A 17,963-nucleotide genomic window follows, 5' to 3' on the forward strand; every position below is an offset into this window, starting at 1 on the left:
GCATCTCCTTCACGCCGAACACGCTCGCCCAGGCGATCCTGGCCGGTCAGACCGGCACCGTCGGCCTGCTGACGAACGACCTCGAGGGACGGTTCAGCCTCCCGATCCTCATGGGCGCCGAGGACGCGTTCGGGGCCGGCAAGATGTCGGTGTTCCTCTGCGACGCGCGCGGTGACACGATCCGCGAGCAGTACCACCTCAAGGCGCTGCTCGGACGCCGCATCGACGGCCTCATCGTGGTCGGCAGCAACACCGACCCGCGCCCGTCCCTGGGCCGCGATCTCCCGGTCCCCGCCGTCTACGCCTACGCGCCGTCCGCCGACGAGCGAGACTGCTCGGTCGTGCCCGACAACGTCAACGCCGGGTCCATCGCGATCGAGCACCTCGTAGCCACGGGACGGCGCAGGATCGCGCACATCTCGGGCGATGTGCGTTACGCCGCCGCACGCGACCGCGCCGCAGGGGCGCAGGCCGCGCTCGAGACCGCCGGACTGCAGCTGGTCGGTGGGCACGTGCGGTTCGGCGAGTGGACCGAAGCCTGGGGCCGGGCGGCGACCCACTCGGTGCTGGACCAGCAACCTGACGTCGACGCGATCCTGTGCGGCAGCGACCAGATCGCCCGCGGCGCACTCGACGTGCTGCGGGATCGCGGCATCGACGTCCCCACGCAGGTCGCCGTGATGGGCTTCGACAACTGGCACGTGCTGACGTCGGGCGCACGCCCCCAGCTGACCAGCGTCGACATGAACTTCGAGATGCTCGGTCGCCGGGCCGCCCAGCGGGTGTTCGACGCCATCGACGGCACGACTGTCAGTGGCATCGAGACGATGCCCTGCCGCCTCGTCGTGCGCGGCTCGACAGCCGTCGGCGCCTGACCGCGCACCTCCCCCGCCACCCCGGCCTCCCACCCTCCCCTGAGCACGACCGCGCCCCACTCGACAGCGAGGAAGCCATGACCCGGCCATCACGTCTGACCCACATCGCCGCACCGTCAGCATCGCTCCCGGCAACCACACCGACTGCCCCCGCGCACGCCCGACTGGCACTGCGGTGACGGGCCGCGTCGTCGTCACAGGCGCTGCCGGCAAGCTCGGGCGCGCCGTCGTCCTCGACCTCGCTCAGCACGGTTGGGACGTCGTGTCGATCGACCGCGTGCGCCCGGCCCACCCTGTCGGCGAGTTCGTCGCGACCGACCTGACCGACTACGGGCAGGTGCTCGAGCTGCTGACCGGTCGGGTCGACGAGCACGTCGGGCCGATCGACGCGGTCGTCCACCTCGCAGCGATCCCCGCACCGGGGATCGTCACGAACTCGGCGACCTTCGCCAACAACGCGACCGCGTCCTGGAACGTCTTCAACGCCGCGCGTGCGGCGAGCATCCGCAACGTCGTGTGGGCCTCGAGCGAGACCGTCCTGGGTCTCCCGTTCGAGACGCCACCCCCGTACGTCCCGGTCGACGAGGACTACCGGGTCCGACCCGAGTCGACGTACTCGCTCGTGAAGGCGCTCGAGGAGGAGATGGCGCACCACCTGTGCCGGTGGGACCCGCAGCTCAAGATGATCGGGCTGCGCTTCTCGAACGTCATGGAGCCGGCCGACTACGACGCATTCGAGTCCTACGACACCGATCCGCTGCTGCGCCGGTGGAACTTGTGGGGCTACATCGACGCGCGCGACGGTGCCCAGGCTGTGCGCCGCGCCCTCGATCATGACGCGACCGGTCTCGACGTGTTCATCGTCGCCAATGCCGACACCGTGATGAGCCGGTCGAGCGCCGAGCTGGTCGCCGAGGTGTACCCCGGTGTCGAGGTCCGCAAGGTGCTCGGCGAGCACGAGACCCTGCTGTCGATCGACAAGGCCCGTCGCGTCCTGGGCTTCGAGCCCGAGCACTCCTGGCGCGACCGATGACGGGCCTGGCCCTCGTGGTGACTCACACGCTGCTCCCCGGACACGAGGACGCCTTCGACGCGCTGGTGCAACGCACCGTCGCGAGCATCAGGACGCTCGAGCCCGGCACGATCGTGTACGCGACGCATACCGTCGCGGACCGCCCGCTCCAGCGCGTCTTCTACGAGCTGTACCGGGACATGGCCGCGTTCACCGCGCATGAGCAGTACCCGCACATGACGGTCTTCCTGGCCGACCGCATGGCTCACATCGAGTCGGTGGACGTCCAGCGCCTCGACGTCGCGGTGGCGCACTCGTCGGACGCCGCCCTGCCCTGAGCGCACGCGGCGACCGGTTCGTCGGGTCGCTGCTCCGAGGAAGGCCGGCACGTCCAGCGCCAGGTCAGCCTGGGTGCGGGCACGCGCGCGTCCTCGTCAGGCGTCGATGACGATCGCGATCACGACGGGCTCACGACGGTGGGTGCGCGTGATGTAGGAGCTCACGGCGCCGGCAATGACGGACTCGAGCTTGCCGACCTCGTCGACGCCTTGCGACGCCGCCTTGCTCAGGGCCCGCTCCACGGCATCGGTCGCGCCGGTCAGTGCCAGGTCCGCAGTGACGAACCCGCGCGTGACGTACTCCAGCGGTTCGGCGAGCGCGTTCGTGCCGGGCTCGAGGATGGCGATGACCGTGACGATCCCGCTCTCGCTCAGCCGGCGCCGGTCCGCCAGGGTGTCCTCCGTGGCGTGCCCGACGGTGTCGCCGTCGACGAAGACCAGATCTGCGACGACCTGCCCGGACAGCTTGGCGATGCCGTTGACGAGGTCGATGGTCGAGCCGTCGCGCGCGATGATGACCCGGTCGGGGTCCACGCCCGTCCTGACCGCGAGGGCGGCGTTGGCGTGCAGGTGCTTCGCCTCGCCGTGGATGGGCAGCACGTTCCTGGGTTTGAGGATGTTGTAGCAGTAGACGAGCTCGCCTGCGCTCGCGTGCCCAGACACGTGCACCTTCGCGTTGCCCTTGTGCACGACGTTCGCGCCGAGGTCGGTGAGCTTGTTGATGATCCCGTAGATCGCGTTCTCGTTGCCGGGGATCAACGAGCTGGCGAGCAGGACGGTGTCCCCGACGTTCAACCGGATCTGGTGCTCCCCGTTGGCGATACGCGACAGGGCCGCCATCGGCTCGCCCTGGGACCCGGTGCAGACGATCGTGACCTTGTCGTCGGGCATGGACCCGAGCTTCTTGAAGTCCACGACGAGCCCCCGCGGGATCTGTAGGTAGCCGAGGTCGTGCGCGATGCCCATGTTGCGCACCATCGAGCGCCCGACGAACGCGACCTTGCGGCCGTGGCGGTGGGACGCGTCGAGGATCTGCTGGATGCGGTGCACGTGGCTGGCGAAGCTCGAGACGATCACGCGCTTGGGCGCGGTCGCGAACACGGTGTCGATCGCCGGCGTCAGGTCGCGCTCGGAGGTCGTGAACCCGGGGACCTCGGCGTTGGTCGAGTCGACCATGAACAGGTCGACACCCTCCTGGCCGAACCGGCCGAACGCCCGCAGGTCGGTGATGCGGTCGTCAAGCGGGAACTGGTCCATCTTGAAGTCGCCCGTGTTCAGCACCAGCCCGGCGCCCGTGCGGATGACCACCGCGAGCCCGTCGGGGATGGAGTGGTTGACGGCGGCGAACTCGAGGTCGAACGGACCAGTCTTGTGCGTGCCCCCGGCCTCGACCTGGACCGTCGTCGGGTGGATGCGGTGCTCCTTGAGCTTGGACGTGATGAACGCCAACGTCAGCTCCGAGCCGATGATGGGGATGTCGGCCCGCTCGCGCAGCAGGTACGGCACTCCCCCGATGTGGTCCTCGTGCCCGTGCGTCAGCACGATCGCCACGATGTCCCCGAGGCGGTGCCGGATCGAGGTGAAGTCAGGCAGGATCACGTCGATCCCGGGCTGGGTCTCCTCGGGGAACAGCACCCCGCAGTCGACGACGAGCAGCTTGCCGTCGTACTCGAAGACCGTCATGTTGCGGCCGATCTCTCCGACGCCTCCGAGGAGGGTGATGCGCATCGCTCCGCGCTGCAGGGCGGGCGGAGCTGTCAGCTTCATGGCGTGGGCGTTCTGCATGTTCGTGCCTCCAGGGCGGAGGGCCGGGAGCCCTCGGATCGTTCAGGTCGTGGTGGTGCCTGCCGCGCGGCTCAGGCGGCCGGGTCGGCGAGGACGACGTCGGGGTGCGCGCGTCGCACCGCCGAGACGCGCCAGATGTCGGAGAAGAGTGCGAGCAGAGCGCCGTCGTGGCGGTGCAGGACCTCCACGCCGTGCTCGGCGTCGAGCGCGGCGACCCAGTCGCGGGTCGTCGTCATCGCCCGGGTGTAGCTGAGCCGCTCGAGCCGCACGGGCGAGCTGAAGTCGTGGGCCATCCGGTGCTCGGCGACCTCGAACTGCATCGGTCCGACCGCGGCGAGGACGGGGGCCTGGTCGCCGCGCAGCTCGGAGCGCAGGACCTGCACGACACCCTCGGCCTCGAGCTGGTCGATGCCGCGGCGGAACTGCTTGTAGCGACCGGCGTCCCGCGCCCGCACGACGGCGAAGTGCTCGGGGGCGAATGTGGGCAGCGGCGGGAACTCGACGTGCTTGCTCAGGTACAGGGTGTCCCCCACGCGGAGGTCCGAGCCGTTGACGAGGCCGACGACGTCGCCGGGGTAGGCCGAGTCGATCACCGTGCGTTCGCGGCCGAACGCCTGCTGGGCGTACTTCGTCGCGAAGGTCCGTCCGGTACGGGCGAGCGTGAGGACCATCCCGCGTTCGAACAGCCCGGAGCACACCCGGACGAACGCGAGCCGGTCGCGGTGCGCGGTGTCCATCCCCGCCTGCATCTTGAAGACGAACGCACTGAAGGGTGCGTCGACCGCACGCGGCGTCCCGTCGGCCGCAGCGCGCGCACCGGGCGACGGCGCGAGCTCCACGAGCACGTCGAGCAGGGCGTGCACGCCGAAGTTGCGCACCGCGGAGGCGAACAGGACGGGCGTTGAGACCCCGGCAAGAAACGACTCCTGCGAGTGATCGGCACCCGAGGCCCCGAGCAGCTCGCTCTCCTCGACCGCCGTGGACCATGCAGAGCCCTCGCGAGCGAAGGCGCTGGCGTCGTCGAGGATCTCCTGCGGCGCGATGTGCGCCCCACCGGCGGTCCCGGTGAAACGCACGTACTCGCCGGTCGCGCGGTCCAGGACGCCCCGGAAGTCACCCGCGACGCCGACGGGCCACGTCAGGGGCGTCGGGGTGAGCCCGGTGCGCTCGAGGATCTCGTCCATGAGGGCCAGCGGGTCGAGGCCGGGCCGGTCCCACTTGTTGATCACCGTGATCAAGGGGATCCCCCGCTGCTTGCACACCGCGAACAGCTTCATCGTCTGGGCCTCGAGGCCCTTGGCGGCGTCGATGAGCATCACCGCGGCATCGACCGCGGAGAGCACCCGGTAGGTGTCCTCCGAGAAGTCGGCGTGACCGGGGGTGTCCAGAAGGTTGATCACGGCGTCGCGGTACTCGAACTGCAGCGAAGCAGACGTGATCGAGATGCCGCGGGCCTGCTCCATCTCCATCCAGTCCGAGACAGTGTGCCGGCGACCGCTCTTGCCGTTGATGTGTCCGGCCTCGGTGATCGCGTGGGCGTGCAGCGCGAGCGCCTCGGTGAGGGTCGACTTGCCGGCATCGGGATGGCTGATGACCGCGAAGGAGCGGCGCCGCGCCGTCTCGGACACGATGTCGGTGTCAGGGCGGACGTCGCTCAGGGCGCCGTGCTGCACTCAGCCTCCTGGCCGATGTCGGATCGTCGCGAGCCGTTCAGGTCATCTGGCAGCCAGTCTACCCTCGGGCGGCCCCACCGCCCCGCCCCCTGCCCGACGGCTACCATCGCCGCATGGCGACCTCCACGACGCACGGCGCCGCTGACGGCGGCGCGACGACCTCCCCGCGCCGATGACCGAGGCCCTGCTGAGCGGCGCCGAGGTCGAACGCCTGACTCGACGCGGCCTGCACCTGGCACGGTTCACCGTCGCCTACAACGTCCTCGAGGGCGCCGTCGCGATCACCGCCGGTCTCAGCGCAGGTCTGGTCTCGGTCGTCGGCTTCGGCATCGACTCCGGCATCGAGTCGGCCGCGGCTGTGCTGGTGGGTGCACGCCTGGCAGCTCGCCTGCGCCACGGGGAGGCCGACGAGCGCAAGGAGCGGATCGCGCTCAAGGCCGTCGCGGTGACGTTCTTCGTGCTGGCCGCCTACGTGATCATCGAAGGGGTCCGCGGCCTCGTCGTGGGCGAAGCACCGGCGAGCTCCCCACTCAGCATCGGCGTCCTCGTCGCGTCGCTCGTCGTCATGCCGGTCCTGGCTGCGGCCAAGCGCCGCGTCGGAGACCGCCTGGGCGACAACCTGATCCTCGCCGACGCTGCCGAGACGCGGATCTGCATCCTCCTGAGCATCTCCACCCTGACGGGCGTCGGCCTCTACCAGCTGACCGGCGCAGGCTGGCTCGACCCCGTCGCGGGATTCGTCATCGCCGCGTTCGCGGTGCGCGAGGGCCGGGAGGCATGGGCGGGCGAGCTCGTCGAGGACGCGGACGACGACGACGACTGAGTCGATCGCCGAGCCGATCGGGCCGGCGGGGTCATCGCCACAGCGGCGTCTGCCAGTCCACGACGCTGAGCGGGACGACGAGAACGGGTCGGTGCTGGTGGTGGGACAGCTGCACCGCGATCGAGCCCTCGACGACCTCGCGGAGCCGGGCACCCGGACCGGGCGCGCGGGTGCCCACGACGATCGCGGCGGCATCGACGGCTCGCGCCAGATGGGTGAGCGCGCGGTCAGGTCGCCCGGCCAGGTAGCGGAACTCCCACGAGATGCCGGAGTCCCCCAGCACATGCGTCAGCGACGCCTCGATCTGCTCCTGCCTCTCGAGCCACGAGTCGTCGACGGCATCGGGGTCGATGTCGGCGTGCCGCACTGTGCCGTCGGCATGCTCCTCGACGGTGAACCGGGTGGGGTCCACGTAGGCGAAGTAGACGGGCACGCCGCCCGCAGCCTGGGACCAGGACGCGGCGGTGAGCGCCACCAGCTCCGGCTCGTGCGGGACGACTGCCACCACGATCGGATGCCCGCTGAAGGGCGTCATCCTCGACGGGCTCGGCTGCGGTGTCTCCATGAGGCCATCGTGCCCGTGATGGTGGAGTCGGGCGACCGGTTCGGCCGGTTGCCCCGGTGCCCGCCGGCCTTTCACAAGATCGCCATAGGCTGCCACCGACTCGCCCACGGCCGCCTGAGACACTGAGAAGATGCGCGCCTCAGAGATGCACCTCGGTATCGGATGACCCTCGCTCTCTGTGAGGTCACGCCCCAGCACCGCGAGGTCACGCCCCGGCCTCGGGTTCCCGCTGTCGTCGCCACCGCCATCGTGGTGGCCGCTCTGGTGTCGGTGAACTTCGCCCAGCACGTGCTGCGGGGCGCCGGGTGGCTCGGGCCGGTCGCGGCCGTGGCGTTGCTCGCGTTCGCCCGGTGGACCGGCCTCAGCTGGTCGCAGCTCGGCCTGCACCGCAACCGGCTCCGGTCGGGGTTGCGCTGGGGGCTCGGCGCCGTCGCCCTGGTGGCCGCCGTGTACCTCGTCGGCGTGTTCATCCCGCTGACCCGCACCGCGTTCCTGGACGCTCGCTACCACCTCAACCTGCATGGCGCGCTCGTCTCGGCGTTCGTCATCATCCCGGTGAGCACGATCCTGCTCGAAGAGGTCGCGTTCCGCTCCGTCCTCTGGGGCATGCTCGCGCGACATGTCACGACCTGGCGGGTGCTGCTGACGTCGTCGGCCTTGTTCGGGCTCTGGCACATCCTGCCGTCGTTGCACCTCGCCGCCGCGAACCACGGTGTCGGCGATGCGGTGCGCGGCGCCGGTCCGGCCGCGAGTGCGCTCGTCGTCGTCGGCATCGTGGCCTTCACGGCGCTGGGCGGGGTCGTCGCCGGCGAGCTGCGCCGTCGCAGCGGCAGCGTGCTGGCGAGCGCCGGCATGCACTGGGCCACCAACAGCCTCGGTGTCCTCTTCGGGCTGCTCGCGTGGCGCATGGCCGGCTGAGCCGAGCCGTCGCAGCGCGATCCGGACGAGGCTCGTCGAGGGTATGAGCACCGCCCTGCCAGACTGACCGGGTCAACGGTGCGGCGCCCAGTCCACCGCGCGCCGCCCAGGAGCCGCTGATGGATGCCGTCCTCACCGCACTGGGCACGATGGCGGCAGTCGTCGCGGCAGGCTGGGTGCTCGGCCGCCGCGGGACGCTCGGCGAGCGTGGGCCGGCCGTGCTCGCACGGGTCGTGTTCGCTGTCGCGACGCCATGCCTGCTGCTCGTGACCGTCGCGCACGCCGACCTGCACCTCGTGCTCTCGCGGGCGGCCATGGTCACCGCGATCAGCACCGCCATCGTCGCGATCACGACCATCGCGGCACTGCGCTGGGTGTGGCACCGATCGGTGGACGACGTCGTCATCGGGACGCTGGCGTCCTCGTACGTCAATGCCGGCAACCTCGGGCTTCCGCTCGCCGTCTACCTGCTGGGCAGCCCCGTGGCGATCGTGCCACCGCTGCTCTTCCAGCTGCTCGTCCTGGCGCCGATCGCCTTCACCGTGCTCGACCGGCGGTCGCAGCCCCGCGAGGTCAGCGGCACGCCAGTCGCGGACCGTCCGGGTCGAGGGACATCGACACCGCGCCGTTCCCCCTCCGGCATGTCCGTCATCCTGCGGACCCTGTCCAACCCGATCATCGTCGGAGCGCTGACCGGCCTCGTCCTCGCGGCCCTGCCGTGGCACCTTCCCGAGGTCGTCTTCGAGCCGTTCCGACTGCTCGGCGCGGCCGCGGCACCGATGGCGCTGCTGACCTTCGGCCTGTCGCTGGCCGTTCCGCGGTCGAGCGCCGAGCGCGCACCCCGCAGCGACCTGGTGCTCGTCGTGGTGCTCCGCAGCGCCGTGCACCCGGCCCTCGCGGCTGCCGTCGGCTCGGCGCTCGGGCTGTCCGGTCGGTCGCTGCTCGCCGTGGTTGCGATCTCCGCTCTGCCCACGGCGCAGAACGTGCTCGTCTACGCCCTCCAGTACCGACGTGGTCAGGCGCTGGCCCGAGACGCGGGCCTCATCACGACGCTCCTCGCGGTGCCGGTCCTGCTGATCATCACCGCGGTCTTCGGGTAGCGCTCGCCATCCCTCCGCACCGAACCGGTCGTAGGGTGGAGCGATCGACCACGAAGGGAGGTCCGTCGATGGAATACCGTCGGCTCGGCCGGTTGGAGCACCGGAGCTCGGTCCTGATCTACGGCGCAGCCGCCCTCTCGGAGGTCGACCAGGACACGGCTGACCGCTCGATCCAGGAGGCCCTGGACGGCGGGATCAACCACCTTGACGTCGCGGCGAGCTACGGGGACGCCGAACTGCGCCTCGGTCCGTGGATGCCGCAGGTGCGCGACCAGGTCTTCCTGGCGAGCAAGACCGGGGAGCGCGGGCGCGACGCGGCGTGGGCCCAGATCAACGCCTCGCTCGAGCGGCTCCAGACCGATCACCTCGACCTGCTCCAGCTGCACGGCGTCGGCGACCTCGAGGATCTCGACCGAGCCACCGGCCCGGGTGGGGCGCTCGAGGCCGCGATCCGTGCCCAGGAGGAGGGACTGGTCGCCGCCGTGGGCATCACCGGCCACGGTCCGCAGGCGCCGGCGACGCACCTCGCAGCTCTAGGACGCTTCCCGTTCGCCACCGTCCTGACCCCGCTCAACCATGTCCTCCTCCAGGACGAGGCGTTCCGTCGCGACTACGAGCAGCTCGCCCAGGAGGTCCGCCGGCAGGACGCCGGGTTGTTGACCATCAAGGCCGTCGCGCGACGCAACTGGCCGGAGGCGGCTTCGGCCGAGTCGGGATCCGGCCCGACCTACACGACCTGGTACGAGCCGTACGACGACCAGGAGCGGATCCGCGCGGCGGTGTCGTGGGTCCTGGCGCACCCCGAGATCACCGGGCTCGCGACCGCGGGCGACGTCCGGCTGCTGGGCATGATCTTGCGCGCCGAGCGCGAGAGGATGTCGCTGGACGACGCCGCGACGGTGCTGCAGACCGACCCCGACGCCGCCTCACCGTTCGTGCGCATGCCCTGGTGAACCGCCTGCGCGTCAGATGAAGAACGCGCCGTTCGACTCGTTCGCCTCACCGAGGAACGTCGCGACGCCACCCAGCTCGACGCCGTCGATGAGGTCGTCGGGCGCGATGCCGAGCAGGTCCATGGTCATCGTGCAGCCGACCAGCCGGACGCCGCCCTCCTGGGCAGAGGCGATGAGCTCGGGCAGGCTCGGGACCTTGTGGTCCTTCATGACCTTCTTCATCAGCATCGTGCCGCCGCCCAGCATGTTGAGCGTGGACAGCTTCAGGCGCTCGGCGCCCGACGGCATCATGGCGCCGAACATGCGATCCATGCCCGAGCGCGCGCGGGCCGGCGGGTTCTCGCGCCGCAGCGCGTTGAGCCCCCAGAACGTGAAGAACATCGAGACCTCGTCGCCCATCGCCACGGCACCGTTCGCCAGGATGAAGGCGGCCAGCACCTTGTCGAGCTCGCCGGAGAAGACGACGAAGGACTTCTTGTCCTTCATGTGGGACGCGGGTCCGCTGAGTGCGGCCTTGACCGTCCCCACCGGCGCACCCTTGCGGATCCGGGCGGCGTAGCCGGGGCCCTCGGGGGTCAGCGACAGGATCGTGTGGCCGTTCCGCGCGGCCCACGCCGGGGCATCGAGGCGGAACCCCGAGTCCGAGACGTGCGCGACGATCTCGTCTCCGGGTGCAAGGCCCTTGACGGCCTCCTGCAGCTTCATGATCGGGCCCGGGCACGCGAGGCCCGTGCAGTCGAGGTCCACCAGCACACCGGTCGACGCCGACGGCGCGCCGGCCGGCACGGTCGAGGTCTCCGCATAGGAGATGACGGGGACGGGGGCGTCGATCTCGGTCGGCGCGACGTCGTGGTACGCCCGGAACGTGGCCATCCCGCCCGACAAGGTCTTGACGTCGGTGAAGCCGCGCTGGACGAGCACGCGGTAGGCGAGGTAGCTGCGGAAGCCGACGGCGCAGTACAACCGGATCGGGGTGGTGCGGTCCCAGTCCGCCTGCTCGCGACGCAGCGTCTCGAGCGGGACGTTCTCCGCACCCGCAAGGTGCCACAGCGCGAACTCGTCGGGCCCCCGGACGTCGATGATCCGGGCGCCGTCGGTCGCCTGCGGGTAGTCGCCCGCGTGCCACAGCGACAGGTCCCCACGGAGCGTGTTGGAGGCGACGAACCCGACCATGTTGACGGGGTCCTTGGCCGATCCGAACGGCGGCGCGTAGGACAGCTCGAGGGTCTCGAGGTCGTACACCGTCATCCCGGCGCGCAGGGCGGTCGCGAGCACGTCGAGTCGCTTGTCGACGCCGTCGAACCCGGCGATCTGAGCGCCGAGGATCCTGCCGGTGTCCGGGGCGAAGAGCACCTTCACGTGCATCATCGCGGTTCCCGGGTAGTACCCGGCGTGCCCGTGCGGGTGAGTCTGCACGGCGTCGAACGGCACTCCGGCCGCGACGAGCTGCTTCTCCGAGGCCCCGGTCCCGCCGGCGACCATGTCGAACACCTTGACGATCGACGTGCCCTGGGTGGACTCGAAGACGGTGTCGCGACCGCAGATGTTCTCCGCGGCGACGCGGCCCTGGCGGTTGGCGGGTCCGGCCAACGGGATGAGCCAGGTGCCGGGGAGCACCGCGTGCTCGACCTCGACGGCGTCGCCGGCCGCGTAGATGTCCGGGTCGGAGGTCTGCATGTGGCGGTCGACCTTGATGCCCCCGCGCGGGCCGAGCTCGAGGCCGGCCGCGACAGCCAGGCCGGTGTTCGGGCGCACGCCCGCGGCCATGATGACGAGGTCGGTGTCGATGAACGTGTTGTCCTTCAGCTCGACCCGGACCCGGCCGTCGGGACGCTCGGCGAAGGCAGCAGCGGCGGTGTTCAGGTGCAGCGCGATGTCGTGGGCTCGCAGGTAGTTCTCGACCGTCGTCGTGAGCTCGCGATCGAGCGGAGGCATGATCTGGTCGGCCATCTCGACGACCTCGACACTGACGCCGCGCTCGTGCAGGTTCTCGGCCATCTCGAGGCCGATGTAGCCGGCGCCGATCACGACGGCGTGCGTCACGCCGCCCTTCCGGTCCTTGCCGCCCGCGCCGTCAATCGTCGCCTTGATGACGTCCATGTCACCGATCCGTCGCAGCACCTGGATCGCCGGGAGATCGATCCCGGGCAGCTGGGGCCGGACGGGCTCGGCGCCCGGGGTGAGGATCAGCTTGTCGTACGGTTCGTCGTACTCGACGCCGGAGTCGACGTCGCGGGCACGCACCGACTTCGCGGCCCGATCGATGCTGACGGCTTCGACTCCGACCCGCACGTCGATGTCGAGCTGCTCACGCAGGCTCGCCGGCGTCTGGACCAGCAGCCGGCTGCGATCCGTGATGACCTCGCCGATGTGGTACGGCAGCCCGCAGTTGGCGAACGACACGTGGTGACCGCGCTCGAGCACGACGATCTCGGCGAACTCGTCCAGGCGACGCGCACGGGCAGCGGCGGACATTCCGGCGGCGACTCCGCCGACAACGACGATCTTCATGGGGGCGATCCGATCCGTGAGGTGACGGCGACAACGCTAGGAGCCGCGCCGGGGCACCCGGCGGGACGAAGGTCGCGTACCCCAGGGGGTATGCGCGCTACCGTGTCAGAAGGAGCCTGCGTGCGCCGCCAATGTCGGGGACGCCGCCCTCGACGCCTGACGCCAGACCGCGCCGGACTTCCGATTCGATACCCCCTGGGGTATCCTTCAGGAGACGAATGGAGCTCACCTTGACCACCTCACCCCCTCCCGCCACGACACCGACCCTCCTCGAGCGCGTCCGGCGCCTGTTCGGCGGGGCACCCGACGACGGCCGCATCCGCCCGACCGTGAACGCCGCACACGCTCTTGAGCTCGTCAAGGACGGCGCGACGCTCGTCGACGTCCGCGAGAGCAGCGAGTGGAAGTCCGGGCACGCGCCGCGGGCCGTGCACATCCCGTTGGGCCAGATCGACCAGGGCGCGCGTCGGCTGCACAAGGGCCGCCCCGTCGTCGTGGTCTGCGCGAGCGGCATGCGCTCGCGCACCGCGGCCAAGCAGCTGCGGACCCTCGGATACGAGGCGACGAGCGTCTCCGGCGGGATGGCCGCCTGGCAGCGTGCCGGTGGGGAGGTCCGCCGATGAGCGAGCCACGCACCATCGTGGTCGTCGGCGGGGTCGCCGGCGGCATGAGCGCCGCTGCCCGCGCCCGACGCCTCGACGAGCACGCCGAGATCATCGTGTTCGAGCAGGGCGACTACGTGTCGTTCGCCAACTGCGGCCTGCCGTACCACCTGTCCGGCGAGATCGCCCGGCGCGAGTCGCTGCTGCTGCACACGCCGGCATCGCTGGCGTCGTCGCTCCACCTGGACGTCCGCACCGGCCACCGGGTCACGGGCATCGACCGCGCAGCTCGGGAGGTGACGGTCCAGACCGAGGACCGCACGTTCCGCCAGCCCTACGACGCGTTGCTGCTCTCCCCCGGCGCCGTCGCCGTCCGCCCCCCGATTGCCGGCCTGGACCACCCCGCGGTGCACACCCTGCGCACGGTTCCCGACGTCGACGCCCTGCGGGACAGCCTCGACGGGCTGCTCGCCGACCGCCCGGCTGGCTCACCCGCGCCACGAGCTGTCGTCATCGGCGCCGGATTCATCGGGCTCGAGGCCGTCGAGGCGCTCGCCTCACGCGGCCTCCAGGTCCACCTCGTCGAGCTCGCCGACCACGTGCTCCCGCCGATCGACGCCGAGCTCGCCCCGCTGCTCGCCGACGAGCTCGCTGCTCACGGCGTCGACCTGCGGCTGGCTGTCTCGGCGCAGGCCGTCGAGCCCGTCGAACCCGACGACGGTCCCGTGATCGAGGAGTCGGGCGAGACCGGCTCGACCGGTGCCGTCACCGTCACTCTGTCCGACGGCTCCCGTCTCGCCGCCGACCTCGTCATCGTCAACGTGGGCGTTCGCCCCGCGAGCGCCCTCGCCCGCGAGGCCGGGCTGGACCTCGGCCCGACCGGGGCCATCCGCGTCGACGCCGACCAGCGCACCTCCGACCCCGCCATCTGGGCGGTCGGCGACGCCGTCGAGGTCGTCCACGCCGTGACGGGCACCTCCGGTCCCGTGCCGCTCGCGGGGCCCGCCAACCGCCAAGGGCGCCGTGCCGCCGACTCGATCTGCGGGCACCGCACGACGCCGCAGGCCTCGGTCCTCGGCACAGCGATCGTGCGCGTCTTCGACCTCACGGCGGCCACGACCGGCGCGAACCAGGCGACGCTGCAGCGCGCGGGTATCGCCCATGAGGTCGTGCACATCCACCCCGGAGACCACGCGGGCTACTACCCCGGCTCCGAGACGATGCACCTCGTCGCCAGCTTCGCCCCCGACGGCACCCTGCTCGGCGCCCAGGGCGTCGGCCGCGCGGGCGTGGACAAGCGCATCGACGTCCTGGCCACAGCCATCCGCGCCGGCATGACCGCGGACGACCTCGCCGAGCTCGAGCTCGCCTACGCCCCGCCCTACGGCTCGGCCAAGGACGCGGTCAACATGCTGGGGTTCGTGGCCCAGAACGTCCTGGACGGGACGATGCCGCAGTGGCAGGCGCAGGACCTCGACAAGGCGGTGGCGACGACCCTCGTGCTCGACGTCCGCTCGCGCTCCGAGTTCGCCGCAGGTCACCTCGACGTCGCCCTGAACATCCCGCACCTCGAGCTTCGCGAACGCCTCGACGAGGTCCGGGAGGCGGCAGCGGGACGAGAGATCAGCGTGCACTGCGCGAGCGGCGTGCGCTCCTACCTCGCCACGCGCGTCCTGCTGAGCGAAGGGTTCGACGCGCGCAACCTGTCCGGCGGCTGGATCACCCTCAAGGCTGTCCGTCCGGAGGTCTGACCGCTCGGTCGCGATCGACGACGACCTCGGCTGAGCACACCGTGGCGGTGTGCTCACCCGAGGTCGTCGTGGGTCGTGCGGGGCAGAGCGGCAGGGCAGGTCACGCGGGGCAGGTGCTCGGATCTGTGAGCCGCTGCCGCAGCCCGAAGATCGCGACACCGAGGGCGAGGAGAGCCGACGGCACCGCATGCGGTGACGTGGTCAGCAGGACGACGGCAATCGGTACGGTGATGGCCGCGACGGACGCACACGGCGTGCAGCCGATGTCGAGCCGGGAGCCGGTCCCCGGACGCGGCAGGTACGTCGCCACCGTTGCTGCCGCCATCAGAGCGACGAGCCCGGCGAGCGTCGTCCACCCGGGTGGGCTCACGGGTTCCCTCGCGCCGACGATGAACAGCGCCATCAACGCGGGCGTCACGACTGCGACGACCACGAGCCGCCGCCTCGGCCACGCCCCTCTGGCTTTCGGCCACCGTCGACGGGTCGCCGTGATCGCGACAGGCGCGCTGCGAGCGAGCGGGTCCGCTCCTTGCTCAGTTCCGGGCATCCTGCGCACCGTGTCCTTCGTCGTCGAGAAGCTCATCCAGCGCGTCCAGTCCCCCCGTGAGGTAGCCGGCCCAGCTCCCGCCCGTTCGCCCGGGCGTGCCGCACTGCGCCCGCCATCGATCACGGATCTCGAGCAGCACCGTGCGCGCCTCGAGGGCTGCTCCGGGGCCTTGCGCGACTCCCTTGACGGCGCGTCGAGCCTCGGCCAGGGCGGAGGACGCGCCCTCGTGGTACTTCACGGCCGGGACCGAGGCGCCCGCATGAGACATCGAGCAGAGCGACGCGCCGCCCGCGGCGGCGTCAAGCCTGGCCAGAGCAGCCCGCTCCCGGACGCGGACGGACTCGACGAGCGCCTCGTGAGGCGCCATCGAGTCCGTCGGAGACGTGCTGCGTCCGATCGGGGCCAGCGGCGGGTGCCGTCGACCGATCAGCGGCAGGTGCACCGCTGGTCCGGCTGGACGCTCGCCATCACGGCGTCGACGTGCATGCCGCAACCGCTCCAGGTGATCTTTCCGCAGCGTGCGCAACGGGCAGGGCTACACATAGGGCTCTCCTTGCTGTGGGCGGGGTGTGTCGAGCATACCCTCTGGGGTATTTGCTCAGGCGAGGGAGAGGAAGATCTTCTCGAGCTTCTGCACGTGCAGAGTCTCCTTGCCGTCGGACTCGATCAGGCACTGCCGCAGGCCCGAGGCCACGATGGCGAACCCCGCCCGGTCCAGCGCGCTGCTGACGGCTGAGATCTGGGTGACGATGTCCTCGCAGCCACGACCCTCTTCGAGCATCCGCACGACACCAGCGAGCTGGCCCTGGGCCCGCTTCAGGCGATTGACGACCTTGCCCATGTCCGACGCGTCGAGCTCCATCGCCGACCCGTCTGCCTCGCTCCGGAACCACGACGCCCCGGGCGCCCGTCCGCTCGGCCCGCTGCCGGGCTCGACCGGCGCACCCTCGGCCGGCGCACCCTCGACCGGCCCCTGCGCTGCTGGAGTTGTCATCTCACCACCTCATGACGCGGTCTGGTGGGCGGCCATCTGCGAACGGACGTCGTCCATGTCGAGAGCCAACGCCGCGCCGATGAGCTCCTCGAGCGCCGGCCCCGGGAGCGCACCGGGCTCGGCGTACACGAGGACGTTCTCGCGGAAGATCATCAACGTCGGGATGGAGGTGATGCCCGCCTGAGCCGCCAGGACCTGCTCGGCCTCCGTGTCCACCTTGCCGAACACGACGTCGGGGTACTTCGCCGAGGCCGCCTCGAAGACGGGCGCGAACATGCGGCACGGCCCGCACCAGGCAGCCCAGAAGTCGACCAGGACGAGATCGTTGTCCTTGACGGTCTGCTCAAACGTGTCGACGGTCAGGTTGACGACGGACATGGCTGCTCCTCAGCGGTTCTCGAATACCCTCGGGGGTATGAGTCTACGCTGCTTCCGTGGTTCAGCGCGGCCGGGGGCCTGGTATCCCTTTCGCGAGTCGGACCGTCAATGAGGCACCACATCACCACGAGGAGGACACAGTGAAGAAGAACATCGGATCCGTCGACCGCACGATCCGCATCATCCTGGCCCCGGTACTTGTCGTCATCGGCGTGCTCGTCGGCCCGGGCGGCTCGCTCGCGGTCGTCCTCTACGCCCTCGCGGCAGTGCTGCTGGCGACTGCGGCCGTCAGCACGTGCCCCATCTACATGCCCTTCGGGCTGAGCACCCGGCCGCGGAGCGCCGTCGGACGCTAGCCTCCCTGGTGTGATCAGCCCGGACGTGCGCGAACTCCTCGTCCCCGAGGTCCCCAGCCTGCTCAGGTACGCCCGGACGATCGCGCGCAGCCGGGAGTCGGCCGAGGACCTCGTTCAGGAGACTCTGCTGCGAGCGCTGCAACGCGCCGACACGTTCCGGGGTGAGTCGTCGCTGCGCACCTGGCTGCACCGGATCCTGCACAACCTTGCCGTCGACCGTCTTCGCCAGGACCGCGAGGATGCCACCGGGGATGTCGAGCGTGAGCTGGAGGAGCAGTGGCACGACGACTCGTACACGGTCGACGCGGCGGTCGTGGTCGAGCGGGCCGAGCTGCGAGACGAGCTCCTGGACGCGCTGCTTCGGCTGCCCGTCATCTACCGCACGGCCGTGGTGCTGCACGACGTGGAGGGGATGACCGTCGCTGGGATCGCCGACGTCCAGTGCATCGGTCTGCCCGCGGCGAAGCAACGCCTGCGGCGAGGTCGCATGATGCTCGTGAGCGCGCTGGCACGGGGGCCGGAGCGGCGAGCCGGCACCCACGGGGTGCCGCTGCGGTGCTGGGACGCCCGTCGCAGGGTCTCGGACTACCTGGACGGCGAGCTCACGGTGTCCGACCGGGTTCTCGTCGAACGTCACCTCGAGGGGTGCCCCACGTGCCCCCCGCTGTACGCCGGACTCGTCGGGGCGCGCGACGCACTCGGCTCCCTGCGTGACGCCGACACCGTCGTGCCTGCGCCGTTGGCGGAGCGCATCTCTGAGATGCTCGCGCGCACCTGACGGC

At 70.9% G+C, this 17,963-nt stretch carries 19 protein-coding genes; 11 read left to right on the forward strand and 8 right to left on the reverse strand.

What is annotated here, in order from left to right; translation table 11 throughout:
• From VFW79_RS10670 to VFW79_RS10680, 3 genes are all read left to right on the forward strand, one after another.
• A partial coding sequence (locus VFW79_RS10670; RefSeq protein WP_329677288.1) for a substrate-binding domain-containing protein occupies positions 1-875 on the forward strand: 875 nt, incomplete at its 5' end.
• Positions 876-1,050: 175 nt separating this feature from the next.
• The gene (locus tag VFW79_RS10675; RefSeq protein WP_329677289.1) at positions 1,051-1,908 is read left to right on the forward strand and encodes an NAD(P)-dependent oxidoreductase; all 858 of its coding nucleotides are present in this window, start codon (positions 1,051-1,053) and stop codon (positions 1,906-1,908) included.
• Positions 1,905-2,225, forward strand: a complete 321-nt coding sequence (locus VFW79_RS10680) for a putative quinol monooxygenase (RefSeq protein ID WP_329677290.1) — start codon at positions 1,905-1,907, stop codon at positions 2,223-2,225. Before VFW79_RS10675 ends, VFW79_RS10680 begins: the two co-directional genes overlap by 4 nt.
• A gap of 96 nt (positions 2,226-2,321) precedes the next feature.
• On the opposite strand, the gene VFW79_RS10685 is transcribed toward VFW79_RS10680, so the two are convergent.
• A complete protein-coding gene (locus tag VFW79_RS10685; RefSeq protein WP_329677291.1) occupies positions 2,322-4,010 on the reverse strand; it encodes a ribonuclease J in 1,689 nt (562 codons plus the stop codon).
• A gap of 71 nt (positions 4,011-4,081) precedes the next feature.
• On the reverse strand, positions 4,082-5,683 hold the full coding sequence (locus VFW79_RS10690) for a peptide chain release factor 3 (RefSeq protein ID WP_329677292.1): 1,602 nt from the start codon (positions 5,681-5,683) through the stop codon (positions 4,082-4,084).
• A 172-nt stretch (positions 5,684-5,855) separates the two neighbouring features.
• Between VFW79_RS10690 and VFW79_RS10695 the strand changes: the two genes are divergently transcribed.
• Positions 5,856-6,506, forward strand: a complete 651-nt coding sequence (locus tag VFW79_RS10695) for a cation diffusion facilitator family transporter (protein WP_329677293.1) — start codon at positions 5,856-5,858, stop codon at positions 6,504-6,506.
• 31 nt (positions 6,507-6,537) lie between these two features.
• On the opposite strand, the gene VFW79_RS10700 is transcribed toward VFW79_RS10695, so the two are convergent.
• Positions 6,538-7,071, reverse strand: coding sequence for a universal stress protein (locus tag VFW79_RS10700; RefSeq protein ID WP_329677294.1), 534 nt, complete (start codon positions 7,069-7,071; stop codon positions 6,538-6,540).
• Between the two features lie 162 nt (positions 7,072-7,233).
• Between VFW79_RS10700 and VFW79_RS10705 the strand changes: the two genes are divergently transcribed.
• The 3 genes from VFW79_RS10705 to VFW79_RS10715 all read left to right on the forward strand — a co-directional run bounded on the left by VFW79_RS10705 (position 7,234) and on the right by VFW79_RS10715 (position 10,042).
• Entirely contained in the window at positions 7,234-7,989 is a 756-nt protein-coding gene (locus VFW79_RS10705) for a CPBP family intramembrane glutamic endopeptidase (RefSeq protein ID WP_329677295.1), read from the forward strand.
• A gap of 119 nt (positions 7,990-8,108) precedes the next feature.
• Complete coding sequence (locus VFW79_RS10710) at positions 8,109-9,089, forward strand: AEC family transporter (protein WP_329677296.1); 981 nt, start codon at positions 8,109-8,111, stop codon at positions 9,087-9,089.
• Between the two features lie 68 nt (positions 9,090-9,157).
• Positions 9,158-10,042, forward strand: coding sequence for an aldo/keto reductase (locus VFW79_RS10715; protein WP_329677297.1), 885 nt, complete (start codon positions 9,158-9,160; stop codon positions 10,040-10,042).
• Positions 10,043-10,054: 12 nt separating this feature from the next.
• Here VFW79_RS10715 and VFW79_RS10720 read toward each other — a convergent pair whose 3' ends face one another.
• Positions 10,055-12,553, reverse strand: coding sequence for an FAD-dependent oxidoreductase (locus VFW79_RS10720; RefSeq protein WP_329677298.1), 2,499 nt, complete (start codon positions 12,551-12,553; stop codon positions 10,055-10,057).
• Between the two features lie 230 nt (positions 12,554-12,783).
• On the opposite strand from VFW79_RS10720, the gene VFW79_RS10725 reads away from it, so the two are divergent.
• Positions 12,784-13,176, forward strand: coding sequence for a rhodanese-like domain-containing protein (locus VFW79_RS10725; protein ID WP_329677299.1), 393 nt, complete (start codon positions 12,784-12,786; stop codon positions 13,174-13,176).
• Positions 13,173-14,906, forward strand: coding sequence for an FAD-dependent oxidoreductase (locus VFW79_RS10730; RefSeq protein ID WP_329677300.1), 1,734 nt, complete (start codon positions 13,173-13,175; stop codon positions 14,904-14,906). Before VFW79_RS10725 ends, VFW79_RS10730 begins: the two co-directional genes overlap by 4 nt.
• A gap of 100 nt (positions 14,907-15,006) precedes the next feature.
• Here VFW79_RS10730 and VFW79_RS10735 read toward each other — a convergent pair whose 3' ends face one another.
• From VFW79_RS10735 to trxA, 4 genes are all read right to left on the reverse strand, one after another.
• Complete coding sequence (locus VFW79_RS10735) at positions 15,007-15,339, reverse strand: hypothetical protein (protein ID WP_329677301.1); 333 nt, start codon at positions 15,337-15,339, stop codon at positions 15,007-15,009.
• 100 nt (positions 15,340-15,439) lie between these two features.
• Positions 15,440-15,820 carry a hypothetical protein gene (locus VFW79_RS10740; protein WP_329677302.1) on the reverse strand — a complete coding sequence of 127 codons (381 nt, stop codon included), beginning with the start codon at positions 15,818-15,820 and terminating at the stop codon, positions 15,440-15,442.
• 231 nt (positions 15,821-16,051) lie between these two features.
• Positions 16,052-16,315, reverse strand: coding sequence for a metal-sensitive transcriptional regulator (locus VFW79_RS10745; protein ID WP_329677317.1), 264 nt, complete (start codon positions 16,313-16,315; stop codon positions 16,052-16,054).
• Between the two features lie 141 nt (positions 16,316-16,456).
• Positions 16,457-16,825 carry a thioredoxin gene (gene trxA, locus VFW79_RS10750; protein WP_329677303.1) on the reverse strand — a complete coding sequence of 123 codons (369 nt, stop codon included), beginning with the start codon at positions 16,823-16,825 and terminating at the stop codon, positions 16,457-16,459.
• A gap of 140 nt (positions 16,826-16,965) precedes the next feature.
• Between trxA and VFW79_RS10755 the strand changes: the two genes are divergently transcribed.
• Together VFW79_RS10755 and VFW79_RS10760 are read left to right on the forward strand one after the other, a co-directional pair.
• Positions 16,966-17,181 (forward strand): YgaP-like transmembrane domain, encoded by a 216-nt coding sequence (locus VFW79_RS10755; RefSeq protein ID WP_329677304.1) that lies wholly within the window; start codon positions 16,966-16,968, stop codon positions 17,179-17,181.
• Between the two features lie 10 nt (positions 17,182-17,191).
• Positions 17,192-17,959, forward strand: a complete 768-nt coding sequence (locus tag VFW79_RS10760; RefSeq protein WP_329677305.1) for a sigma-70 family RNA polymerase sigma factor — start codon at positions 17,192-17,194, stop codon at positions 17,957-17,959.
• Positions 17,960-17,963: the final 4 nt, after the last annotated feature.

The sequence above is a fragment of the Cellulomonas sp. genome (assembly GCF_036279715.1).
Classification (GTDB): domain Bacteria; phylum Actinomycetota; class Actinomycetes; order Actinomycetales; family Cellulomonadaceae; genus Cellulomonas_A.